Raw genomic sequence first — 19,407 nt, forward strand, 5'->3', positions numbered from 1 at the left:
GCGGCATTTCCCCCCACGACTGACCCAAAGACAGACACATCAGGATCGGAGAGCGGTTCATGTCCATCCCCCAGTCCGGCGGCGGGCCGATCGAACGCCACGAACAGCTAGCGGAATATCTGGAATCGGGCTGCAAGCCCAAAGCCGATTGGCGCATCGGGACCGAGCATGAAAAGTTCGGCTATTGCAAGGACACGCTGAAACCGCTGCCGTTCGAGGGCAAGCGTTCCATTGTTGCGGTGCTTGAGGGTCTGCGCGACCGCCATGGCTGGGCCGAGGTGCGCGAGGGCGACAACCTAATCGGTCTGGAAAAGGACGGCGCGAATGTCAGCCTGGAACCCGGCGGTGCGCTGGAACTATCGGGCGCTCCGCTGGAGACGATCCACGAGACCTGCGATGAGGTGAACACCCACCTGCGCGAGGTGAAGGATATCGCCGATGAGATCGGCGTGGGCTTCATCGGTCTGGGTGCGGCTCCGATCTGGACCCATGACGAGATGCCGTTGATGCCCAAGGGCCGCTATCGGCTGATGAACGACTACATGGAAAAGGTCGGCACCATGGGCCGCGCCATGATGCGGCGTACTTGTACTGTTCAGGTCAATATCGACTTTGGGTCCGAGGCCGACATGGTCCAGAAACTACGTGTCGCGCTGGCCTTGCAGCCGGTGGCGACGGCGCTGTTTGCCAATTCGCCATTCTTCGAGGGCAAGCCCGACGGCCAGAAAAGCTGGCGCAGCCATATCTGGCGGCATCTGGACGATGCGCGGACGGGCATGTTGCCGTTTGTGTTCGAAGAGGGCTTTGGGTTCGAACGCTATGTCCAATACGCGCTCGATGTGCCGATGTATTTCGTCTATCGCGACGGGCAATATATCAACGCGCTGGGCATGTCCTTCCGCGATTTCCTGCAGGGAAAACTGCCCGCGCTGCCCGGCGAGACACCGACGCTCAGCGATTGGGCCGACCACCTGACCACCGCTTTCCCCGAGGCCCGCATCAAGAAATACATGGAGATGCGCGGCGCCGATGGCGGCCCGTGGCGGCGCCTATGCGCGCTGCCTGCCTTCTGGGTGGGTCTTACCTATGATCAGGGCGCGCTGGATGCGGCCTGGGATCTGGTCAAAGGCTGGGACGCGGACACCCGCGAGGAACTGCGCGTTCAGGCGGCGGTTCAGGGTCTGCAGGCGCAGGTCGGCGGCATCAACATGCACGATCTGGCGCGTGAGGTCGTGGCGATCTCCGAGGCCGGCCTGAAATCCCGCGCCTTCCCCGGCGCAGGCGGTCTGGTGCCGGACGAGACGCATTTCCTCAACGCCCTGAAAGAAAGCATCGAGACGGGCAAGGTGCCCGCGGATGAGTTGCTCGATCACTACAATGGCGACTGGAACGGCGATCTGACCCGGATTTATCCCGAATACAGCTATTGATCAGCACCGTCCCGCTTGCATTCGCAGGGCTGGCCCGATAGCAGGTTGGCGACCAAATTCAGAGGGCGTCATGGACGATCTTAAGGCAAAATATCTGGGCCAAATCGCCGAGGCCGGTGACGAGAACGCGCTTGAGGCGATCCGCATCGCCGCCGTGGGCAAAAAAGGCGAGGTCGCGCTGAAGATGCGCGAGCTGGGCAAAATGACCCCGGAGGAACGCCAGGTTGCAGGCCCCGCGCTGAACGCTCTGAAGGATGAAATCAACTCGGCGCTGGCCGCCAAAAAATCCGCGCTGGCCGATGCCGCGCTGGATGAACGTCTGCGCACCGAATGGCTGGACGTTACCTTGCCGACCCGTTCGCGCCGTCAGGGCTCGATCCACCCGATCAGCCAGGCGACCGAGGAACTGACCGCGATCTTTGCCGAACTGGGTTTCTCGGTGGCTGAAGGGCCCCGGATCGAGGACGACTGGTATAATTTCGACGCCCTGAACATCCCCGGCCACCACCCCGCGCGGGCCGAGATGGACACGTTCTACATGCACCGCGCCGAAGGCGACGACCGCCCGCCTCATGTGCTGCGGACGCATACGTCGCCGGTACAGATCCGCTCGATGGAGAAACAGGGCGCGCCGATCCGCGTCATTTGTCCTGGCGGTGTGTATCGCGCCGATTATGACCAGACCCACACGCCGATGTTCCATCAGGTCGAGGGGCTGGCTATCGACAAGGACATCTCGATGGCGAACCTGAAATGGGTTCTGGAAGAGTTCGTGAAAGCCTTCTTCGAGGTCGACGACGTCGAGCTGCGCTTCCGCGCCTCGCACTTCCCCTTCACCGAGCCGTCCGCCGAGGTCGATATCCGCTGTTCTTGGGATAACGGCCAGCTGAAGATCGGCGAGGGCGACGACTGGATGGAGATTCTGGGCTCGGGCATGGTCCACCCCAAGGTGATCGCCGCCGGTGGTATTGACCCCGAGGTCTATCAGGGATTTGCATTCGGGATCGGGATCGACCGTCTGGCGATGCTGAAATACGGCATTCCGGATTTGCGGGCGTTCTTTGATAGCGACCTGCGTTGGCTGCGGCACTATGGGTTTGCGGCGCTAGATATGCCGAACCTGCATGGTGGCTTGAGCCGGTAAGTGTATCTGCTCGGCGTGTATTTCTCGAAATACTACGACTGGTGTTATGCGTTCTCTGGGCGTAACCGCAGGTGGGTTGGCGCGGGTCTTCTATTTTCCTGGTTTCTTGTTTTCTGTGTGATGGCCAGCTTTTTGCCGGGATGGATGAGTGTTCTGATTTTGCTTGCAATGTCGCCATTTCAAGGGCTTTTTATGCTGGCATTTCATCGGGTCTGGGAGAAACAGGACCAAGTTGAAAGTGGTCGACGCAATCAACTTTGGAAAACCAAGAAACTGCTTGGCCGTTTCGAGAAATTAGCGCGGAGCAAAGGCCGATAGGCCGCCGCGCTATCGGTCGTTCATTGTGGCGCCACCGGTTCGAGCCCAATGGACGACACCGCCCGGACGGGCTGGCGCTTTATCTCCGCCAGCGCAACGCTCGAATAGTACACGGATTTGGCAGGCATAAAGTGCTCGGCACAGCTGGCAGATCGCCATCCCGCGGTCTGGCGATAGTGCTACTTGCGCTCTGTCCGGAGGGCCGAAATCTGCGCGTGTTACAGTTTCCCACACTGTTGTGACGTGACAGTTGGCGTCAGGCGGCTAGGCTCCGGCCTATGATTTACCGACTGCTTTTCCTGCTGATGACCGCCACCCCTGCACTCGCCATGGGTCCGTGGAAAACCGATTGCCATGGCGACACAGCCTGCGAGCTCGGAGACCGCTCGTATCATGTGCTTGAGCCTGAGGGGTGGGACGGGGAAGCCCCTCTGCCCGTTCTGTTGCACTTCCACGGCTGGGCGCGGCAGGGCACTGTGGTGGTGAACCATCAGCGCATCGCCGGGGCCACAAAACTGCGCGGAGTGTTGCTGGTGGCCCCCAACGGCTTGGGCAAAAGCTGGGACTTCTGGACATCGGACACGCGCGACGTTCCCTTTGCCGACGCGGTGCTTGAGGATTTGGCCAAGCGCTATCCGGTTGATCCTGAACGTATCTACGTCTCGGGTTATTCCTTTGGCGGCGCGATGGCGTGGCGCTATGTGTGCCAGTCGGGCAATGACATCGCCGCGCTGTTGGCCGTTGCGGGCAGCATCCGCCAGACCGAGGACTGCCCCGAAGCCCCGCGCGAGGCGCGCCATGTGCACGGCCTCAGCGATACGGTGATGGATTTCCCTTATGGCTCCAATGGGGACACGACCTATCCTGTGGCGCTGTGGCGGGCGGCGTATGAGTGCCACGATGCCACCCCGCGCGGCGATTGGAGCGTGGTGCCGATCCTGACCCTCAGCCGGGTGGAGTGGACCGATTGCGTGCGCGGGCAGGTGACGCTGGACACGCATCCGGGCGGGCATTTTATCCCCCATGGCTGGATCGGGCGGCAATTGGACGAGCTTTTGGGCCGCACCCCCACCTATCCGTGACGCGCAGCGCTTGCACCTCGGCGCATTCTTTGTCATTGCCTGTGCCGACTGGATGTTTGCCAAAAAAGGCCCCGAGCAATGAAATTCACTTTGTCCTGGCTGAAAGACCACCTCGACACGGACGCGTCGGTTGATGAGATCGCCGAGGCGCTGACCGACCTCGGGCTAGAGGTCGAAGAGATCGTGAACCCGGCGGACCGGCTGGCAGGCTTTACGCTGGGCCATGTGAAACACGCGGAAAAGCATCCCGACGCCGACAAACTGCGGGTCTGCACAGTGGAAACCGACGAGGGCGATCTGCAGATCATTTGCGGCGCGCCGAACGCGCGTGAAGGCATCACTGTCGTGGTTTGCAAACCGGGCATGTATATCCCCGGTCTGGATATCACCATCAGCGTCGGCAAGATCCGGGGCGTCGAAAGCTTTGGCATGATGGCCTCCGAGCGCGAGCTGGAGCTGTCGGACGAGCATGATGGCATTATCGAACTGCCCTCGGGCGAGGTCGGTGATCGCTTCGTCGACTGGTTGGCCGAGAATGACCCGTCCCAGGTCGATCCGATGATCGAGATTGCGATCACGCCGAACCGCCCCGATGCGTTGGGTGTGGCTGGCATCGCACGTGATCTGGCAGCGCGCGGTGTGGGTACGCTGAAAGAGCATATCCACGCGCCAGTGCCGGGGGATTTCGAATGCCCGATCAAGGTGACGATTGACGACGACACCCTGGACGGCGCGCCGCATTTCACCGGTCGTGTAATCCGGGGCGTCAAGAACGGCCCCAGCCCGCAATGGCTGCAGGATCAGTTGAAGGCCATCGGTCTGCGTCCCATTTCGGCGTTGGTGGATATCACCAACTACATGACCTTTGACCAGAACCGCCCGCTGCACGTGTTTGATGCGGATAAGGTGCAGGGCCACCTGCGGGTTCACCGCGCCAAGGGTGGTGAAACGCTGGTGGCGCTGGATGAGAAGGAATACACCCTGCAGCGCGGTATGATGGTGATCTCGGACGACAAGGGTGCAGAATCTATCGCGGGTATCATGGGCGGCGAGGAAACCGGCTGTACCGATGAGACGATCAATGTCTTCCTTGAAAGCGCCTTTTGGGATCATGTGCAGATCGCCCTGACGGGCCGTGCGCTGAAGATTAACTCGGACGCGCGTTACCGCTTTGAACGCGGCGTTGACCCGCAATTCACCCGCGAAGGGCTGGAGCAGGCAACCCAGATGATCCTGGATATTTGTGGTGGCGAGGTATCCTCGGTTGTTGAGGCTGGTAAGGCCCCGAACCACGCGCGCGCCTACAAGCTGGATGCGGCGCGGGTGCAGTCGCTGGTCGGGATGGACATACCCGAAAGCGAACAGCGCCAGACCCTGACCCGTCTGGGGTTCCGCCTTGAGGGCGAGATGGCCCATGTGCCCAGCTGGCGCCCCGATGTCATGGGTGAGGCCGATTTGGTGGAAGAGGTCGCGCGGATCGCATCCCTGACCAAGCTGCAGGGCAAACCGCTGCCGCGTGTGACCGATGGCATCCCCAAAGCGGTGATGACCCCGACACAGCGCCGTCAGTCGATGGCGCGCCGGACCTGCGCGGCGCTTGGGTACAACGAATGTGTGTCCTATACGTTCATTGATCAGGCCTCGGCCGCCCTGTTCGGCGGCGGCGATGCCGCGACGCAGCTGGAGAACCCGATCTCCTCGGAAATGAGCCATATGCGCCCCGATCTGCTGCCCGGTCTGCTGCAGGCAGCCGCCCGCAATCAGGCACGCGGCTTTGCCGATGTTGCTCTGTTCGAGGTTGGCCCGGTTTTCCACGGCGGCGAACCCGGCAATCAGAAAACCCAGATCACCGGCCTGTTGGTGGGTCGCGACGGACCCAAGGATGTGCATGGTGCTGCGCGCGCGGTAGATGTGTTTGACGTCAAAGCCGATGCCGAGACGGTGCTGGCCGCCATCGGTGCCCCCGCCAAGGTGCAGGTCCTGCGCGATGGCGATGCGTGGTGGCACCCGGGTCGTCACGGCAAAATCTGCCTTGGTCCGAAAAAGGTGCTGGGCGTGTTTGGTGAGTTGCACCCGCGTATCTTGCAGGCGCTGGATATCAAAGGTCCGGCGATGGCGTTCACCATCTGGCCGGACGAAGTGCCTCTGCCCCGTAAATCCGGGGCCACTCGTGCGGCGCTTGAACTGCGTGACTTGCAGGCGGTGGAACGTGACTTTGCCTTTGTCGTTGATGAAGGGGTCGAAGCTTTGACCCTGGTCAATGCAGCGGCGGGTGCGGATAAGGCGCTGATCGACGATGTACGCGTGTTCGATGAATTCATCGGCGGCAGCCTGGGTGAGGGCAAGAAATCGCTGGCCATCACCGTGCGTCTGCAACCGACGGACAAGACCCTCAAGGAAGAGGATATCGAGGCGGTCGGTCAGAAGATCATCGCCAAGGTGTCCAAGGCCACGGGCGGTGTTCTGCGCGGTTGATCCGAGACACGATAACAAGACAAAGGGGCCGGACGTGCCCCTTTTTCATTTCACGAGGAGCAAGACATGCTGAACGTTTACCTTTCGGGTGAGATTCACACCGACTGGCGCGACCAGATCATCGAGGGCGCGCAGGGGCTGGATATCACCTTCAACAGTCCTGTAACCGATCACGCTGCCAGCGACGATTGCGGCGTGGCCATTCTGGGGGCCGAGCCGAACAAATACTGGCACGACCACAAGGGCGCGATGGTCAATGCCATCCGCACCCGCAAAGGGATCGCAGATGCGGATGTGGTCGTCGTGCGCTTTGGCGAGAAATACAAACAGTGGAATGCGGCCTTCGACGCAGGGTACGCTGCCGCTCTGGGCAAATCCCTGATCGTGCTGCACGGCCCCGACCATCAGCACGCACTGAAAGAGGTCGACGCCGCAGCTCTGGCCGTGGCCGAGCACCCCGCGCAGGTGGTCGAGGTTCTGCGCTATGTTCTGACCGGGCAACTGCCCGGATAGCGGTCGATGGGGCGGGGCAATGCCTCGCCCCCGATCTGCTTTAGCTAGCCGCAGGGATAACCAATCCGCGCTGGACCGCTGGGCGGTCCAGAAAGCGGTCCACGTATGGCTGAAGGTTGGCGAAATCAGACCATCCAAGCAGCTCTTTCACACCGTAATAGTCCAAGCCTCGCAGCCACGGTACAATGGCGATATCGGCAATTGAATAACTGCCCGCGATCCATTCCTGCCCTTCAAGCTGGGTGTTTAGCACATTAAGCAAGCGCTTGGCTTCGTTGATGTAGCGTTCGCGGGGGCGAGGGTCTTCGATCTCGCTACCGGCGAATTTGTGGAAATAGCCAAGCTGACCGAACATCGGGCCAAGGCCACCCATCTGGAACATCAGCCATTGCGTCACGCGAGCTTTGTCCGCTGCGGTCGCGCCCATCAACTGATCGCTTTTCTCTGCCAGATATAGCAGGATTGCGCCGCTCTCGAACAGGGATACAGCCTCGCAATCCGGGCCGTTGGGGTCAATAATCGCCGGAATTTTGTTGTTTGGATTCAGCGACAGGAACTCGGGGCTTTTGACATCTGAGTCCGCCAGCGTGACCAGATGCGCTTCATAGGGAAGGCCGATCTCTTCCAGCATGATCGAAACTTTGACACCGTTTGGCGTTGGAAAGGAATAAAGCTGCAACCTGTCGGGTGTCTGGGCAGGCCAGCGGCCGGTAATTGGATGAGTTGAGGTGTCAAGCATGGTGCGCTCCTGAATGCGGTTCCGAGTTGAGGTAAGCACTGGCTAAATGTGTTACCAGTAGAGCACCTGTGCATTCCCGGTCAGTTCTTGTGCATTTCGCAACAGAGGGGAAAACCAGATCATTCCGCACCTAGACCAGAGGGGTATTCTCGCTCACAATCTTGTGCATCCCGCGCGCGTGTCGCGGGTTTTGCATAGCTAGCAGAAGGAGAAGCGCGTGGACGAGGTCGTAACTCAGGTAGGGGCGTTTGCTCCGCTTATCATGAATGCAGTCAAGGCACTGATTGTTCTGATTTTGGGCTGGATCGTAGCCGGTGCGATAGGCGGTATGGTGCGCCGGCGCATCAACGCGACCCCGCAGATTGACCCAACCCTAGGCAACTTTATGGCCAGCCTAGTGAAATGGGCTATCCTGGCGATGGTTCTGGTTGCCGTTCTAGGGATTTTCGGGATTGAGGCCACAAGTATTGTTGCCATTTTGGGTGCGGCATCACTGGCCATCGGTCTGGCGCTGCAAGGGACGCTCAGCGATCTGGCGGCGGGCGTGATGCTGGTGGTGTTCCGGCCTTACAAGCTGGGTCAGTATGTGGATATCGGCGGTACTGCAGGGACAGTGCAAGACCTGAACCTGTTCACGACCGAATTGGTAACGCCGGATAATGTGCAGATCATCGTGCCAAACGGTCAGGCATGGGGAACGGTTATCACCAACTACTCGGCACATGACACGCGACGCGTGGACCTGGTTTTCGGGATTGATTACGGCGACAGCGCAGATCAGGCGATACAGATCATTCTGGATGTGGCCAAGGCCGATGAGCGTATTCACAACGATCCCGAGCCTTGGGTGCGCGTGACCAATCTGGGCGACAGCTCGGTTGATCTGACGGCGCGGCTGTGGTGCGCCACTGCAGATTATTGGGACGTGAGGTTTGAAATCACGAAAGCCGTTAAAGAAGCGTTCGATGCCAAGGGTGTATCGATTCCCTATCCGCATTCGGTCGAGATCCAAAAACAGGCATAACGCTCACGCCCGTCATACGGGCATTGAAATGCCCTTTTCCGGTTGGGCCCAGCGCCGCGCTGATCGCGCGGCGCTTTTTCGTTTGTTGCAACGTTGGTCAGAGGTTCGACCGCGCCGCGCGATCAGCGCGGCGCTGCGCCCAACGCTGTAAACGCACTCGTCAGAGTGCGCTTTCAGGGGCGGGAGTATCTTAGGCCTTGATGACGACGTTGGGGGACACCACGTCGATCCCAAGAGCTTTGCCGACGGCGTAGTAGGTCAGCTGACCCGCATGTACGTTCAGTCCGGCCATCAGATGAGGGTCGTCCTGACAGGCCTGTTTCCAGCCTTTGTCGGCCAACGCCAGCATGAAGGGCATCGTGGCGTTGCCAAGCGCGATGGTCGATGTGCGGGCGACAGCTCCGGGCATGTTGGCGACGCAATAGTGTATGATGCCATCAACATCATAGATCGGTTCGGCATGGGTCGTCGCTTTCGACGTTTCAAAACACCCACCCTGATCGATCGCAACGTCGACAAGGACTGCTCCGGGTTTCATGGTAGAAAGTTGCGCGCGGGTCACCAGCTTTGGCGCAGCCGCACCGGGGATCAGCACCGCGCCGATCACCATATCGGCGGATTGGATCAGCTCGGCCGTTGCGCCGGCTGTCGAGTATTGGTTCTTGAACGTCCCGCCAAACACGTCATCCAGATAGCGCAGGCGCGGCAGCGACCGGTCAAGAACCGTCACGTCTGCCCCCATCCCCGCGGCGATCTTGGCGGCATGTGTTCCCACGACACCACCGCCAATGACAACAACTTTCGCTGGACCAACTCCGGGAACGCCGCCCATCAGAACACCGCGCCCGCCATTGGCCTTCTGCAGGGTCCACGACCCGACCTGCGGGGCGAGGCGACCTGCAACCTCGGACATGGGTGCAAGCAAAGGCAGCCCCCCATTGGCATCCGTTACAGTCTCGTACGCGATAGCCGTACAACCCGAAGCAAGCAGGTCATGGGTCTGGTCTGGGTCCGGGGCAAGGTGCAGATAGGTAAACAGCAGCTGTCCCTCGCGCAGCATCTTGCGTTCGCCTGCCTGCGGTTCTTTGACTTTGACGATCATATCGGCAGTGGCGAAAACTTCGGCTGCGGTGTCGACAATGCGCGCTCCGGCTGCGACGTAGTCGGCATTGTCAAAACCCGAGCCCTGACCGGCTCCGGTTTCAATGATCACCTCGTGGCCGCGCGCGACCGCTTCTTGCGCAGCGTTCGGGGTCATTCCGACGCGAAACTCCTGCGGTTTGATTTCTTTGGGGCAACCGATCTTCATTTGGTCTCTCCGTTTGTAAACTGCTTAAATAATGGGCAACTTTGCGCGCAATTTCTGTGAAACTCTGCCCGTGTGAACGCTTCAATTCCGAAAAAATTTCGGTATTTTGGCCCAAACTTGCAAAAGGATTGCGCAGATGGCCATTGATACGACGGATCGAAAGATTCTGGCGGCATTGCAGCGTAACGGTCGGATGTCGAATGCAGAACTGTCCGAACAGGCCAATTTGTCGCCTTCGGCCTGCCACAGACGGGTGCAACGGCTGGAATCCGAGGGCTTTATTCGCAACTACGTTGCCCTGTTGGATGCACGCAAGATGAACGTGCCGACGACCGTCTTTGTCGAGATCACTCTGCAAGGACAGGCTGAAGAGGTTCTGGATGCCTTCGAAAAGGCCGTTGCCCGTATTCCGGATGTTTTGGAGTGTCACCTTATGGCGGGAACGGCGGACTACATCTTGAAAGTCGTCGCCGAAAACACCGAGGACTTTGCCCGCATCCATCGGCAATACTTGTCGCGACTACCCGGAGTGGCGCAGATGCAAAGTTCGTTTGCGCTCCGAACCGTGTTCAAAACCACGGCCTTACCGGTTTGATCAGGCCGGTCCGGGATAGGTGAACAGCACCAAATGCGCGGCGTTGAAGCAGAAATGCATGAGGACAGGAACCCACAGACGTCCGGTTGCATAATAACCCAGCCCGCAAGCCGCGCCCAGAATGGTTGCGAAACCTGCCAATGCCGGTCCTCCGCCGACGTGAACCAAACCAAACAGAAGGCTTGCAGCAGCTATCCCCAGACCCGCGCCAAAACGGGAAGAGATCAACGATTGCAAATAGCCGCGAAAAAACACCTCTTCCGTCAGGCAGGTCAGGAACAGATTGGACAGCGCGAAGATCACCCACCAATGGGGCAGGCTGATCTCGGGGCGGATGGCATTGACGGCAGAACCCAATGCCAACAGCGCAGGCAGCAAGGCGAAACCAACTGCCAACGGGATTTTGCGCAGTGCCACAGCCCCACCAATCATGCTGGGCCACGCCAAAGCCACGGTGAACAGCACCATGGGCTTGTCCAGGTTCAAGTACATCGTGAAATCGCGACTTAAAGGGCCAGATTGAACCTGATCAAGGACCAGAAGGTTGTGAAATCCCGGGACCAGATGCGCCCCGAGCGCGATGCACCATATGACGAGTGCAATATGACCAAGCGCGGCCCACACCCCGGACAGGTTGCGCAGCATCAACGCTCCTGCAAAACCGACAGTGACCACCCCTGCCGCGATCGGCGTAACCAGCCCCAATGTCAGCGAGACCGCTCCGAAAACCCCCAATAGTCCCATACCCAAAACCTGTTTGCCTGACACGGTGCTGACCATGGCAATGATCAGCAAGAGCCACGGCCAGATCGTGGGTAGCAATTCGAAAAATTGGGTCAAAGTCGCGCCTTTGCAGTTCGGTTTGCGCCTTGATGCCGTGGTTGGGCGCGTTCTGGCAAGACAGTTCAACAGTGAACGGGCTGCGGATTTGCGTCACAGTGATCTTGTCGCCGTAAGCTGTTAGGCTTAGGAAAAGACCTTCATCAATTCATCCGATGACATCAGGCGGTTACATGCGCCCGATACGGTCCGAACCCGGGAATTTGTAAGGAGCAGACCTTGGCTGACGAATATAACGACGCCTCGAAAGACTGGCTTGAGGCCGAGCTGGAAGACACGCTGGACGAAGATTTCGAGATCGAGTTCAGCGAGCCCATGTTGTCGATGGAAATCCGCAAGATCTACAAGGATCAGCACCCCGAGATGCTGGACCGCAAGGTCTATTTCCGGAACCTGCTGCGTCTTCAGGCCGAGTTGATCAAAGTGCAGGATTGGGTGCAGCATACCGGGGCCAAGGTTTGTATCCTGTTCGAAGGTCGCGACAGCGCGGGCAAGGGGGGCGTGATCAAACGGATCACGCAGCGCCTGAACCCACGGGTTGCGCGTGTTGTTGCTCTGCCCGCGCCAAGCCGTCGGGAACAAAGCCAGTGGTATTTCCAGCGATACGTTCCGCACCTGCCTGCAGCGGGCGAAATCGTGCTGTTCGACCGGTCATGGTACAATCGCGCGGGTGTCGAACGGGTCATGGGCTTTGCGACCGAAGATCAGGTTGAACAGTTCTTTCAGGACGTTCCCGAATTTGAACGGATGCTGGTGCGTTCGGGCATTATTTTGCTGAAATACTGGTTCTCGATCACCGATGAAGAGCAGCAGTTGCGGTTCCTCATGCGCATCCACGATCCGATGAAGCAGTGGAAGCTGTCGCCGATGGATCTGGAATCTCGTATCCGGTGGGAGGCCTACACCAAGGCCAAAGAAGACATGCTGTTCCGCACCAACATTCCGGAAGCGCCATGGTATATCGTCGAAGGCAATGACAAAAAGCGCGAGCGTCTGAACTGTATCGAACACCTGTTGACCAAGATCCCCTACACGGATGTACCGCAGGAAAAGGTCAACCTGCCGGATCGCAAGTACAACCCGGAATACGAACGCCGTGTTCTGCCAGACGAATTGCACGTGCCAAAAATATACTGATCGGTCCGAAAGGATGCGAAGCAGCGATCTGCTTCGCATCAGGTTGGGGCGTCAGGCCGCGTCCATCATGCAATCGACGCTGAAGAAGGTGAGCGAAAAGAAGTCTTCTGCTCCGCCAGACGTCATCTCGGGACAGATTGGTTCGTCCGCAACCGGGACTGAATCATCTACTATGACGAAATCCATGTCGTCCTGGGTCTCAAGCGGGGTCATGTCGTCATCATTCCACGCGAATTGATCGAAATCTTCTTTTAGCTGCTGAATGAATGCGTCTAGTTCAGTAAGAAAAGCCGCAACATCGAAGCAATCTGCATCAGCGTCTTCGGTGTCCGGCTGTTCAGGGGCCGGATCGCCGTTGTCGGTAACGTCAGTACCCGGCTGTTCTGGGGCTGAGTCGTCGGTTTCGGTAAGGTCAGTATCTGGCTGCTCCGGAGAAGGATTGTCCGTTTCTGTGACGTCAGTATCCGGCTGTTCGGTGACCGGGTCTTCGGTCTCGGTCACATCAGTATCGGGTTGTGCGGGGTCTGGCTCTGCAGGTGGGGTAGGCGCCATGGCTGTGCCGCCGCTGTCCAGCATGACTGCCGCATCAGTTGTGGCAAAGTTCTGCGTGACGATCACGGCGTCAGATCCCTGCATATCGCCGGTCTCGATACCGATGCCGATGTATTTGAAATCGGGGTTCAGAATATTCGCGCGATGACCGGGGCTGTTCATCAGGCCCTGGTGCAGTTGCGCCACGTCGTCGCTGATCCCTGGCGCGCCACGTTCCGATTGCCAGGCTATATTCTCGCCAGTTCGCCAACTGCCTTCAAGATCGAACCCGGCCGCCTGCATCCGCTGGGTGGCGCTTGATCCGCCTGACCCGGTGTGGCTGAACGTGTCAGTATCCAGCATCCAGCTGCTGTGATCTTCCGACGAATCGTTGAGCTGCGTTTCAAGCTGTAATGGGTCCAAGCCACGGGACGTACGCTCTTGGTTGATCAACGCCAGCATTTCCCGTTCTACTTGACTTGCTGCAGACATTTTTGCCTCCTTAAGTTGTTGTGTCCGAATGGACGGACCCACTTAGAGAACCGGCAAAAGACATGAACAGGGAGGTCGGAAAGATCGGCGCATTTCGGCGGGAGGGCGCACCGAAAAAGAGATTCGCCGCGCTGGATAACGCCGAGAAAATGGCAAATCAAGGTCTCGGCGAGTTGTTGCGATCGCTAAGAGGCGGGACTGGCGAAATCCCTCTTAAAAAACGACAAACCCCCGGGCGGGGCCTCGGGGGTCGTCAAATAGTGTCATCCAAAGCTGGACGAGCATCAGGTGCTTAGAGCAAACCTTCGCGCTGTGCTTTCTTGCGTGCCAGTTTACGGGCACGGCGGATCGCTTCAGCTTTCTCGCGCGCTTTTTTCTCGGACGGTTTCTCGAAATGTTGCTTAAGCTTCATTTCACGGAACACGCCTTCGCGCTGCAGCTTTTTCTTCAGGGCACGAAGCGCCTGATCGACGTTATTGTCGCGAACACTAACCTGCATGTGGTTGTCACCACCTTTCTAGATAGAGTTGCAAGGAAATTGCAGGAGGTGGCCGTATAGCAAAGCCGCTCTAACTTGTCTAGTACTGGTGCCAGAACCCGGAGAACCGCCATGACCATATCCTACGAAGACGCCAAAACCCAGCTTTTGGACGCTATGCTGGCCCATGTGCCGTTTGATGGCTGGTCGGAAACCAGCTTTCGCATGGCCATCAGTGACTGCGGTATTGATGAAACGTTGGCACGGTCGATCTGTCCTCGTGGTGCGGTTGATATGGCCCTGGCTTTTCATGCCCGCGGGGACGCGGCGATGGCAGAGCGTCTGAAAACCGAAGATTTGAGCGATCTGAAATTCCGTGACCGGATCGCTGCTGCTGTCCGGTTCCGTCTTCAGGCGGTAGAGGACAAGGAACTCGTGCGTCGTGGGATGACGTTGTTTTCTTTGCCGATGCACGCGGCTGATGGGGCCAAGGCGATGTGGCAGACCTGCGATCTGATCTGGGACACGCTTGGCGATACATCGGACGATGTGAACTGGTACACCAAGCGGGCGACGTTGTCGGGGGTCTATTCCTCGACCGTGCTGTTCTGGCTGGGGGATGATTCGCCTGACCACCAGAGAACGTGGGAGTTTCTGGACCGCCGCATCGACAACGTCATGCAGTTCGAAAAGCTCAAGGCGCAGGTCAATGGCAACCCACTGTTCAAGCCCTTTCTTGCGGTGCCGAATTGGTTGGCAGGTCAGGTTAAAGCTCCGATGAAGATGCGGGCTGATCTGCCGGGAATGCTGAACCCGCGCAAGTAAGCGTCTGGGCCTTTCCGATTTCGCCTGTTAGGCATTGGGCAAAGGAGAATTGCCCATGACCCAGACAATGCGCGCTGTAGAAATCACCAAACCCGGCGGGCCCGAGGTTCTGCAGATAACGGACCGACCGGTGCCTGAACCTGCTGCGGGTCAGGTGGTGCTAAAGGTGGCCTATGCCGGGGTAAACCGTCCGGATGCGCTGCAGCGGGCGGGTGCGTATGATCCTCCTCCGGGTGCCAGCGATCTGCCGGGGCTTGAAGCATCGGGTGAGGTCGTGGCCCTAGGTTCCGGCGTTCAAGGGCTTTCAGTTGGTGACCAGGTTTGCGCCTTGTTGCCCGGCGGCGGCTATGCCGAATACGTTGCTACGCCCGCTGCCCATTGCTTGCCGGTGCCAGAGGGGATGGGCCTGAAAGAGGCCGCGTGTCTGCCCGAGACCTTCTTTACCGTCTGGTCCAATGTCTTCACACGCGGCGGTTTGAAAGCGGGCGAGCGATTTTTGGTTCACGGCGGCTCCAGCGGGATCGGAACAACGGCGATCCAGCTTGCAAATGCGTTCGGCGCACGGGTCTTTGCCACCGCCGGATCGGCCGAGAAATGCGCCGCTTGCGAGAAACTGGGGGCCGAGAAGGCGATCAATTACCGGGATGAGGATTTCGTATCCACCATGCGCGCCGAGGGCGGGGCGAACCTGATCCTCGATATGGTGGGCGGTGACTATATCCCGCGCAACGTCAAAGCTCTGGCCGAGGAAGGGCGGCTGGTTCAAATCGCCTTCCTGCAGGGCCCCAAGGTCGAGCTGAACTTTGCCATGATGATGGTGAAACGCCTGACCCTGACCGGCAGCACCTTGCGTCCGCAATCCGATCTGGCCAAGGCCAAAATCGCCCAGGACCTGCGCGAGGCTGTCTGGCCGCTGCTGGATGCAGGCAAGATTGCACCGGTTATGGACAGCGAGTTTGATATGGCCGAGGCCTCAGCGGCCCATGCACGGATGGAAAGCTCGGGCCATATCGGCAAGATCGTTCTTAAGATCGGCGGCTAGGCACCGTCTTCCAGTTCAGGTCACGGCGCAGCGATACAGGTGCCATGTGGCGTGGCCCAGAACCGGAATGACAACAATCAACCCCAGTAACATCGGGATCGCGCCCAGTATCAACGCACTGGACACAACCAGACCCCAGGTCAGGATGACCGATGGGTTGTGCCGCAGAACGCGAACCGATGTCACTACGGCGAGCGGCACCCCGACTTTGCGGTCAAGAAGCAAGGGGAAGCTGATCACGCTTGTGGCCAATGCGACAAGAGCGAAGAAGATCCCGACCAAGATGCCAGACAGGATCATGACCCAGCCTGCCTTTGTTGTGAAGACTTGGGTTAAGAAAGTGCTGAACGAGGTCGGCGGATCAGGACCCAATGTCTGAACATAAATGCTCTGCGCGACCATCAACCAGATCAGCAAAAGCGCCACCAGATAGAAGCCCAGTGTCAAAATGGCCCCGAACGAGGGTGACCGGAATACACCAAGTGCATCCAGCCAATGGGCTTCGGCCCCTTGCTCGCGTTTTCGGCTGATTTCATAAAGACCCACGGCCGCCACAGGCCCGATCAATGCGAAACCTGCGATCAGGGGGGCCAGTAAAGGTATCATATTCCGGTTCAGGCCGAACCCGAACATCAGCAAGCCCGCCAGAGGGTAGATCAATACTACGAAGACCGCATCTGCGCGGGTTTCCATGAAATCTTCGGATCCGGCTCTCAGACACGCCCAGAGGTCGCTGAAACTTAGCGTCTGAACCTTGGGCATTTTGGGTGTCCCAGCGCCGCCAATTCCGGTGACGCTCTCTGCAACATGATCACTGGTGGCTCCCAGCGTTTGGGCCGCCCAGCTGATCGGATTTCCAATCGTCCTGACCATCGTCATCCCCTCGCGTTTGCCTATCAGCGCCGCAGAGATGATCCGGTACGAGTTGCCTTTGGCCGGACCAGCCGGCAACGCTCAAACACCAGTATAGCATAATTTTTTGCGTTTGTGTCGCCTTGGACCTGCTTGTGCCGATTGCTCTGGATCGCAGGCGTGTTAGCTTGGCCCCAGGTTACAGGAGGTGAGTATGCAGCAAACGGCACGTACCGTCGTCATTCACGAACACGGCGGCCCCGAGGTTCTGAAGATCGAAGACCGCCCGATAGGCGATCCTGGACCGGGCGAAGTTCGCATTCGTCATCAAGCCTGTGGATTGAACTTCATCGATGTCTATCAGCGGACCGGTCTCTATCCGATGGACCTGCCGCACGCGTTGGGAATGGAGGCGTCTGGGGTGATCGAAGCGGTGGGCGAAGGCGTCACCCATCTGCAACCGGGCCAACGCGCAGCCTATGCGGCTAACCCCTCTGGTGCCTATTGCGAGGCGCGCGTGATGCCGGCCGCACAGGTTTGTCCTTTGCCTGATGATATCTCGTTTGATGCGGCTGCGGCCATGATGCTTAAGGGGATGACTGTCGAGTATCTGTTTCACCGCACGACCCCGTTGAAACGGGGTGACACCGTTCTGTTCCACGCCGCCGCCGGTGGTGTCGGGCTGATTGCGTGCCAATGGGCCAAATCCGAGGGGATCAAGCTGATCGGTACGGCTGGAACGGATGAAAAATGCAGTCTGGCTCAGTTCAACGGGGCGACACATTGCATCAATTACCGGACCGAGAATTTTGCCGAGCGGGTCGCCGAGATCACGGGTGGCAAGGGCGTCGATGCGGTGATGGATTCGATTGGTGCGCAGACATTTGCCGGGTCTTTGGAATGCCTGAAACCTCTGGGTATGATGATTTCCTTTGGCAATGCTTCAGGGCCGGTGCCTTTGATGGATATAGCCATTCTGGCCAAGAAAGGCTCGCTCAAGATCACGCGACCGACTTTGTTTACTCACACCGCCGATCACGCCGTCTGTCAGGCCATGGCGCGGCGCCTGTTCAACAAGGTGCAGGGGAATGAGGTGAAAATCCACATCGACCAGCGCTTTCCGCTTGAGCAGGTCGCCGACGCCCACCGCGCGCTTGAAGCCCGTCAGACGACAGGAAGTACGGTCTTGGAGCTATAGTCCGGCAAGGTCCCGACGTGTGTCGGGACCGCTTCTGGGGGCGCTAAATCAAAACCGATAGGCCGCACGGGCCTGAAAGGTTGTGGCGTCAACATCAACGCCGGATGAATTGAAATCGTTAAACTCGTGATACAGGATTTCACCGCCAATGCTGACGTTGGGTGCCACAATATGTTCGTAACCAGCACCGATAAACCAACCATTATCGCTGCTCAAATTGTCGGTACCAGCCTCGGCATATCCGCCGATGCCATAAAGCAAACCCACTGACGTGACCTTGTAGCCCGCACGGGCCTTGATGCGCCAGACGTCCTCGACCGTGGCCGCGCCGCCCAGATCAACATCGGTCCAGTCATAGTCGAAGCCGCCACCTACGACCCAATCCCCCAGATCGTAATCATAACCCAGAATGATGCCGCCGATCGCGCCGTCTCCATCGATGCCAGAGACGTTGGTGTCGATATCGGCATAACCAACCTGCAGACCGCCGTAGAAGCCCGTCCAGTTGCCAGAAGACTGCGCAACAGCGGATCCTGTGGCCAGAAATGCAATGCCTGTCGCTGCTAAAAGACGTTTATTCATATTGTGTTCCTTTCCCTCAAATTGATTTTTTGTGCCGACCCACGGATGATCGTGCGCTCACATACTTGAATACGTTTGAGCGAGAGGCTGGATCATTCACGGGTTAAAGCGCGAGGTCGACGCGGGCATCCGCAGCACGGGCATTCCGGACAATCCGAAGCAGAGGCGGTTAGGGAAAGTGTGTGAGTGAATTGAAAACAAAAGAAAAACGGCGGCAGAATGCTCTGCCGCCGTTGTGTTGGAGTGCGTAGGCGGATTATTGCGCCTGCAGTTCTGCCGGAGTTTTGTCGGCAATGTCTTTCCAGTTGGCGTCCGCACGCTCGTTAAAGCCCGGGATGTCGCCTTCCCAGCGTTCCTGAATGTCGGCCGACAGGTTCAGGTACAGCTTGTTGTCAACGATTTTCCAGTAGTTCGGGTCGCCGTCAAACTTGAAGCCCATCGCGGTGCCGAATGCGCAGTAGCCGCCATATGCGGGCAGGTACGCTTCGGGGTTTTCTTCGAACGCGACTTTGTTTTCTTCGTTTGCAAAGCGGTACAGAGCGTCGTTGTGCAGCGCGGTGATGCGGTAGTCGCCCTTGGTGGCTTCGCCAACGGTGAAATAGGCAACCGGGTCATAACCCTGCAGCGCCAGACCGGTCGAGCTTGCGTTCAGGTCAACGCCTGCGGCCATCGCCGTGCTTGCAACTGCAACAGACAGCGCAACGCCGCCGATGAGGGATTTGATCTTGTTCATGGTTTTCACCTTTCGTGAATTGAGCCACCGGACGACACCCTGAATTGTGCCTGAGTGGCCCTTTCGAT

20 protein-coding genes are annotated in these 19,407 nt (G+C 58.6%); 12 read left to right on the forward strand and 8 right to left on the reverse strand.

Going from position 1 to position 19,407, the window contains the following annotated elements:
• Nucleotides 1-59: 59 nt before the first annotated feature.
• The 6 genes from ABWV79_RS07170 to ABWV79_RS07195 all read left to right on the forward strand — a co-directional run bounded on the left by ABWV79_RS07170 (nucleotide 60) and on the right by ABWV79_RS07195 (nucleotide 6,962).
• A complete protein-coding gene (locus tag ABWV79_RS07170; RefSeq protein ID WP_353391136.1) occupies nucleotides 60-1,430 on the forward strand; it encodes a glutamate--cysteine ligase in 1,371 nt (456 codons plus the stop codon).
• 70 nt (nucleotides 1,431-1,500) lie between these two features.
• Nucleotides 1,501-2,574, forward strand: coding sequence for a phenylalanine--tRNA ligase subunit alpha (pheS, locus tag ABWV79_RS07175; RefSeq protein ID WP_353391137.1), 1,074 nt, complete (start codon nucleotides 1,501-1,503; stop codon nucleotides 2,572-2,574).
• Entirely contained in the window at nucleotides 2,575-2,892 is a 318-nt protein-coding gene (locus ABWV79_RS07180) for a hypothetical protein (protein WP_353391138.1), read from the forward strand.
• A 278-nt stretch (nucleotides 2,893-3,170) separates the two neighbouring features.
• Nucleotides 3,171-3,974, forward strand: a complete 804-nt coding sequence (locus ABWV79_RS07185; protein ID WP_353391139.1) for a CE1 family esterase — start codon at nucleotides 3,171-3,173, stop codon at nucleotides 3,972-3,974.
• A gap of 78 nt (nucleotides 3,975-4,052) precedes the next feature.
• A complete protein-coding gene (gene pheT / locus ABWV79_RS07190; RefSeq protein WP_353391140.1) occupies nucleotides 4,053-6,449 on the forward strand; it encodes a phenylalanine--tRNA ligase subunit beta in 2,397 nt (798 codons plus the stop codon).
• 66 nt (nucleotides 6,450-6,515) lie between these two features.
• A complete protein-coding gene (locus ABWV79_RS07195; RefSeq protein ID WP_209195403.1) occupies nucleotides 6,516-6,962 on the forward strand; it encodes a YtoQ family protein in 447 nt (148 codons plus the stop codon).
• A gap of 40 nt (nucleotides 6,963-7,002) precedes the next feature.
• Here the strand turns inward: ABWV79_RS07195 and ABWV79_RS07200 are convergent, their stop codons facing one another.
• The gene (locus ABWV79_RS07200) at nucleotides 7,003-7,701 is read right to left on the reverse strand and encodes a glutathione S-transferase family protein (RefSeq protein ID WP_353391141.1); all 699 of its coding nucleotides are present in this window, start codon (nucleotides 7,699-7,701) and stop codon (nucleotides 7,003-7,005) included.
• A gap of 262 nt (nucleotides 7,702-7,963) precedes the next feature.
• Between ABWV79_RS07200 and ABWV79_RS07205 the strand changes: the two genes are divergently transcribed.
• Nucleotides 7,964-8,725 carry a mechanosensitive ion channel family protein gene (locus tag ABWV79_RS07205; protein ID WP_502949855.1) on the forward strand — a complete coding sequence of 254 codons (762 nt, stop codon included), beginning with the start codon at nucleotides 7,964-7,966 and terminating at the stop codon, nucleotides 8,723-8,725.
• A 190-nt stretch (nucleotides 8,726-8,915) separates the two neighbouring features.
• On the opposite strand, the gene ald is transcribed toward ABWV79_RS07205, so the two are convergent.
• The gene (gene ald, locus ABWV79_RS07210) at nucleotides 8,916-10,034 is read right to left on the reverse strand and encodes an alanine dehydrogenase (protein ID WP_353391143.1); all 1,119 of its coding nucleotides are present in this window, start codon (nucleotides 10,032-10,034) and stop codon (nucleotides 8,916-8,918) included.
• A gap of 136 nt (nucleotides 10,035-10,170) precedes the next feature.
• On the opposite strand from ald, the gene ABWV79_RS07215 reads away from it, so the two are divergent.
• Nucleotides 10,171-10,629 carry an Lrp/AsnC family transcriptional regulator gene (locus ABWV79_RS07215; RefSeq protein ID WP_170353602.1) on the forward strand — a complete coding sequence of 153 codons (459 nt, stop codon included), beginning with the start codon at nucleotides 10,171-10,173 and terminating at the stop codon, nucleotides 10,627-10,629.
• Here ABWV79_RS07215 and ABWV79_RS07220 read toward each other — a convergent pair whose 3' ends face one another.
• Nucleotides 10,630-11,469 (reverse strand): CPBP family intramembrane glutamic endopeptidase, encoded by an 840-nt coding sequence (locus ABWV79_RS07220; protein WP_353391145.1) that lies wholly within the window; start codon nucleotides 11,467-11,469, stop codon nucleotides 10,630-10,632.
• A gap of 219 nt (nucleotides 11,470-11,688) precedes the next feature.
• Here ABWV79_RS07220 and ppk2 point away from each other — a divergent pair, with 219 nt between their 5' ends.
• Nucleotides 11,689-12,606: a polyphosphate kinase 2 gene (gene ppk2, locus ABWV79_RS07225; protein WP_170353600.1), complete on the forward strand. Its 918-nt coding sequence runs from the start codon at nucleotides 11,689-11,691 to the stop codon at nucleotides 12,604-12,606.
• A 51-nt stretch (nucleotides 12,607-12,657) separates the two neighbouring features.
• Here the strand turns inward: ppk2 and ABWV79_RS07230 are convergent, their stop codons facing one another.
• Nucleotides 12,658-13,629 carry a CAP domain-containing protein gene (locus ABWV79_RS07230; RefSeq protein WP_353391146.1) on the reverse strand — a complete coding sequence of 324 codons (972 nt, stop codon included), beginning with the start codon at nucleotides 13,627-13,629 and terminating at the stop codon, nucleotides 12,658-12,660.
• 292 nt (nucleotides 13,630-13,921) lie between these two features.
• On the reverse strand, nucleotides 13,922-14,128 hold the full coding sequence (rpsU, locus tag ABWV79_RS07235; RefSeq protein WP_005614280.1) for a 30S ribosomal protein S21: 207 nt from the start codon (nucleotides 14,126-14,128) through the stop codon (nucleotides 13,922-13,924).
• Nucleotides 14,129-14,239: 111 nt separating this feature from the next.
• Between rpsU and ABWV79_RS07240 the strand changes: the two genes are divergently transcribed.
• Complete coding sequence (locus ABWV79_RS07240; RefSeq protein ID WP_353391147.1) at nucleotides 14,240-14,932, forward strand: COQ9 family protein; 693 nt, start codon at nucleotides 14,240-14,242, stop codon at nucleotides 14,930-14,932.
• Between the two features lie 55 nt (nucleotides 14,933-14,987).
• On the forward strand, nucleotides 14,988-15,974 hold the full coding sequence (locus ABWV79_RS07245) for an NAD(P)H-quinone oxidoreductase (RefSeq protein WP_353391148.1): 987 nt from the start codon (nucleotides 14,988-14,990) through the stop codon (nucleotides 15,972-15,974).
• A gap of 15 nt (nucleotides 15,975-15,989) precedes the next feature.
• Here the strand turns inward: ABWV79_RS07245 and ABWV79_RS07250 are convergent, their stop codons facing one another.
• On the reverse strand, nucleotides 15,990-16,847 hold the full coding sequence (locus tag ABWV79_RS07250; RefSeq protein WP_353391149.1) for a DUF2189 domain-containing protein: 858 nt from the start codon (nucleotides 16,845-16,847) through the stop codon (nucleotides 15,990-15,992).
• Nucleotides 16,848-17,040: 193 nt separating this feature from the next.
• Between ABWV79_RS07250 and ABWV79_RS07255 the strand changes: the two genes are divergently transcribed.
• Complete coding sequence (locus tag ABWV79_RS07255; RefSeq protein WP_170353595.1) at nucleotides 17,041-18,024, forward strand: quinone oxidoreductase family protein; 984 nt, start codon at nucleotides 17,041-17,043, stop codon at nucleotides 18,022-18,024.
• A gap of 48 nt (nucleotides 18,025-18,072) precedes the next feature.
• Here the strand turns inward: ABWV79_RS07255 and ABWV79_RS07260 are convergent, their stop codons facing one another.
• Both ABWV79_RS07260 and ABWV79_RS07265 read right to left on the reverse strand, forming a co-directional pair.
• Complete coding sequence (locus ABWV79_RS07260; RefSeq protein WP_353391150.1) at nucleotides 18,073-18,606, reverse strand: outer membrane protein; 534 nt, start codon at nucleotides 18,604-18,606, stop codon at nucleotides 18,073-18,075.
• Between the two features lie 256 nt (nucleotides 18,607-18,862).
• Complete coding sequence (locus tag ABWV79_RS07265) at nucleotides 18,863-19,339, reverse strand: YHS domain-containing (seleno)protein (protein ID WP_170353593.1); 477 nt, start codon at nucleotides 19,337-19,339, stop codon at nucleotides 18,863-18,865.
• Nucleotides 19,340-19,407 lie beyond the last annotated feature (68 nt).

Source organism: Ruegeria sp. HU-ET01832, assembly GCF_040371315.1.
In the GTDB taxonomy this organism is placed as follows: Bacteria; Pseudomonadota; Alphaproteobacteria; order Rhodobacterales; family Rhodobacteraceae; genus Ruegeria; species Ruegeria lacuscaerulensis_A.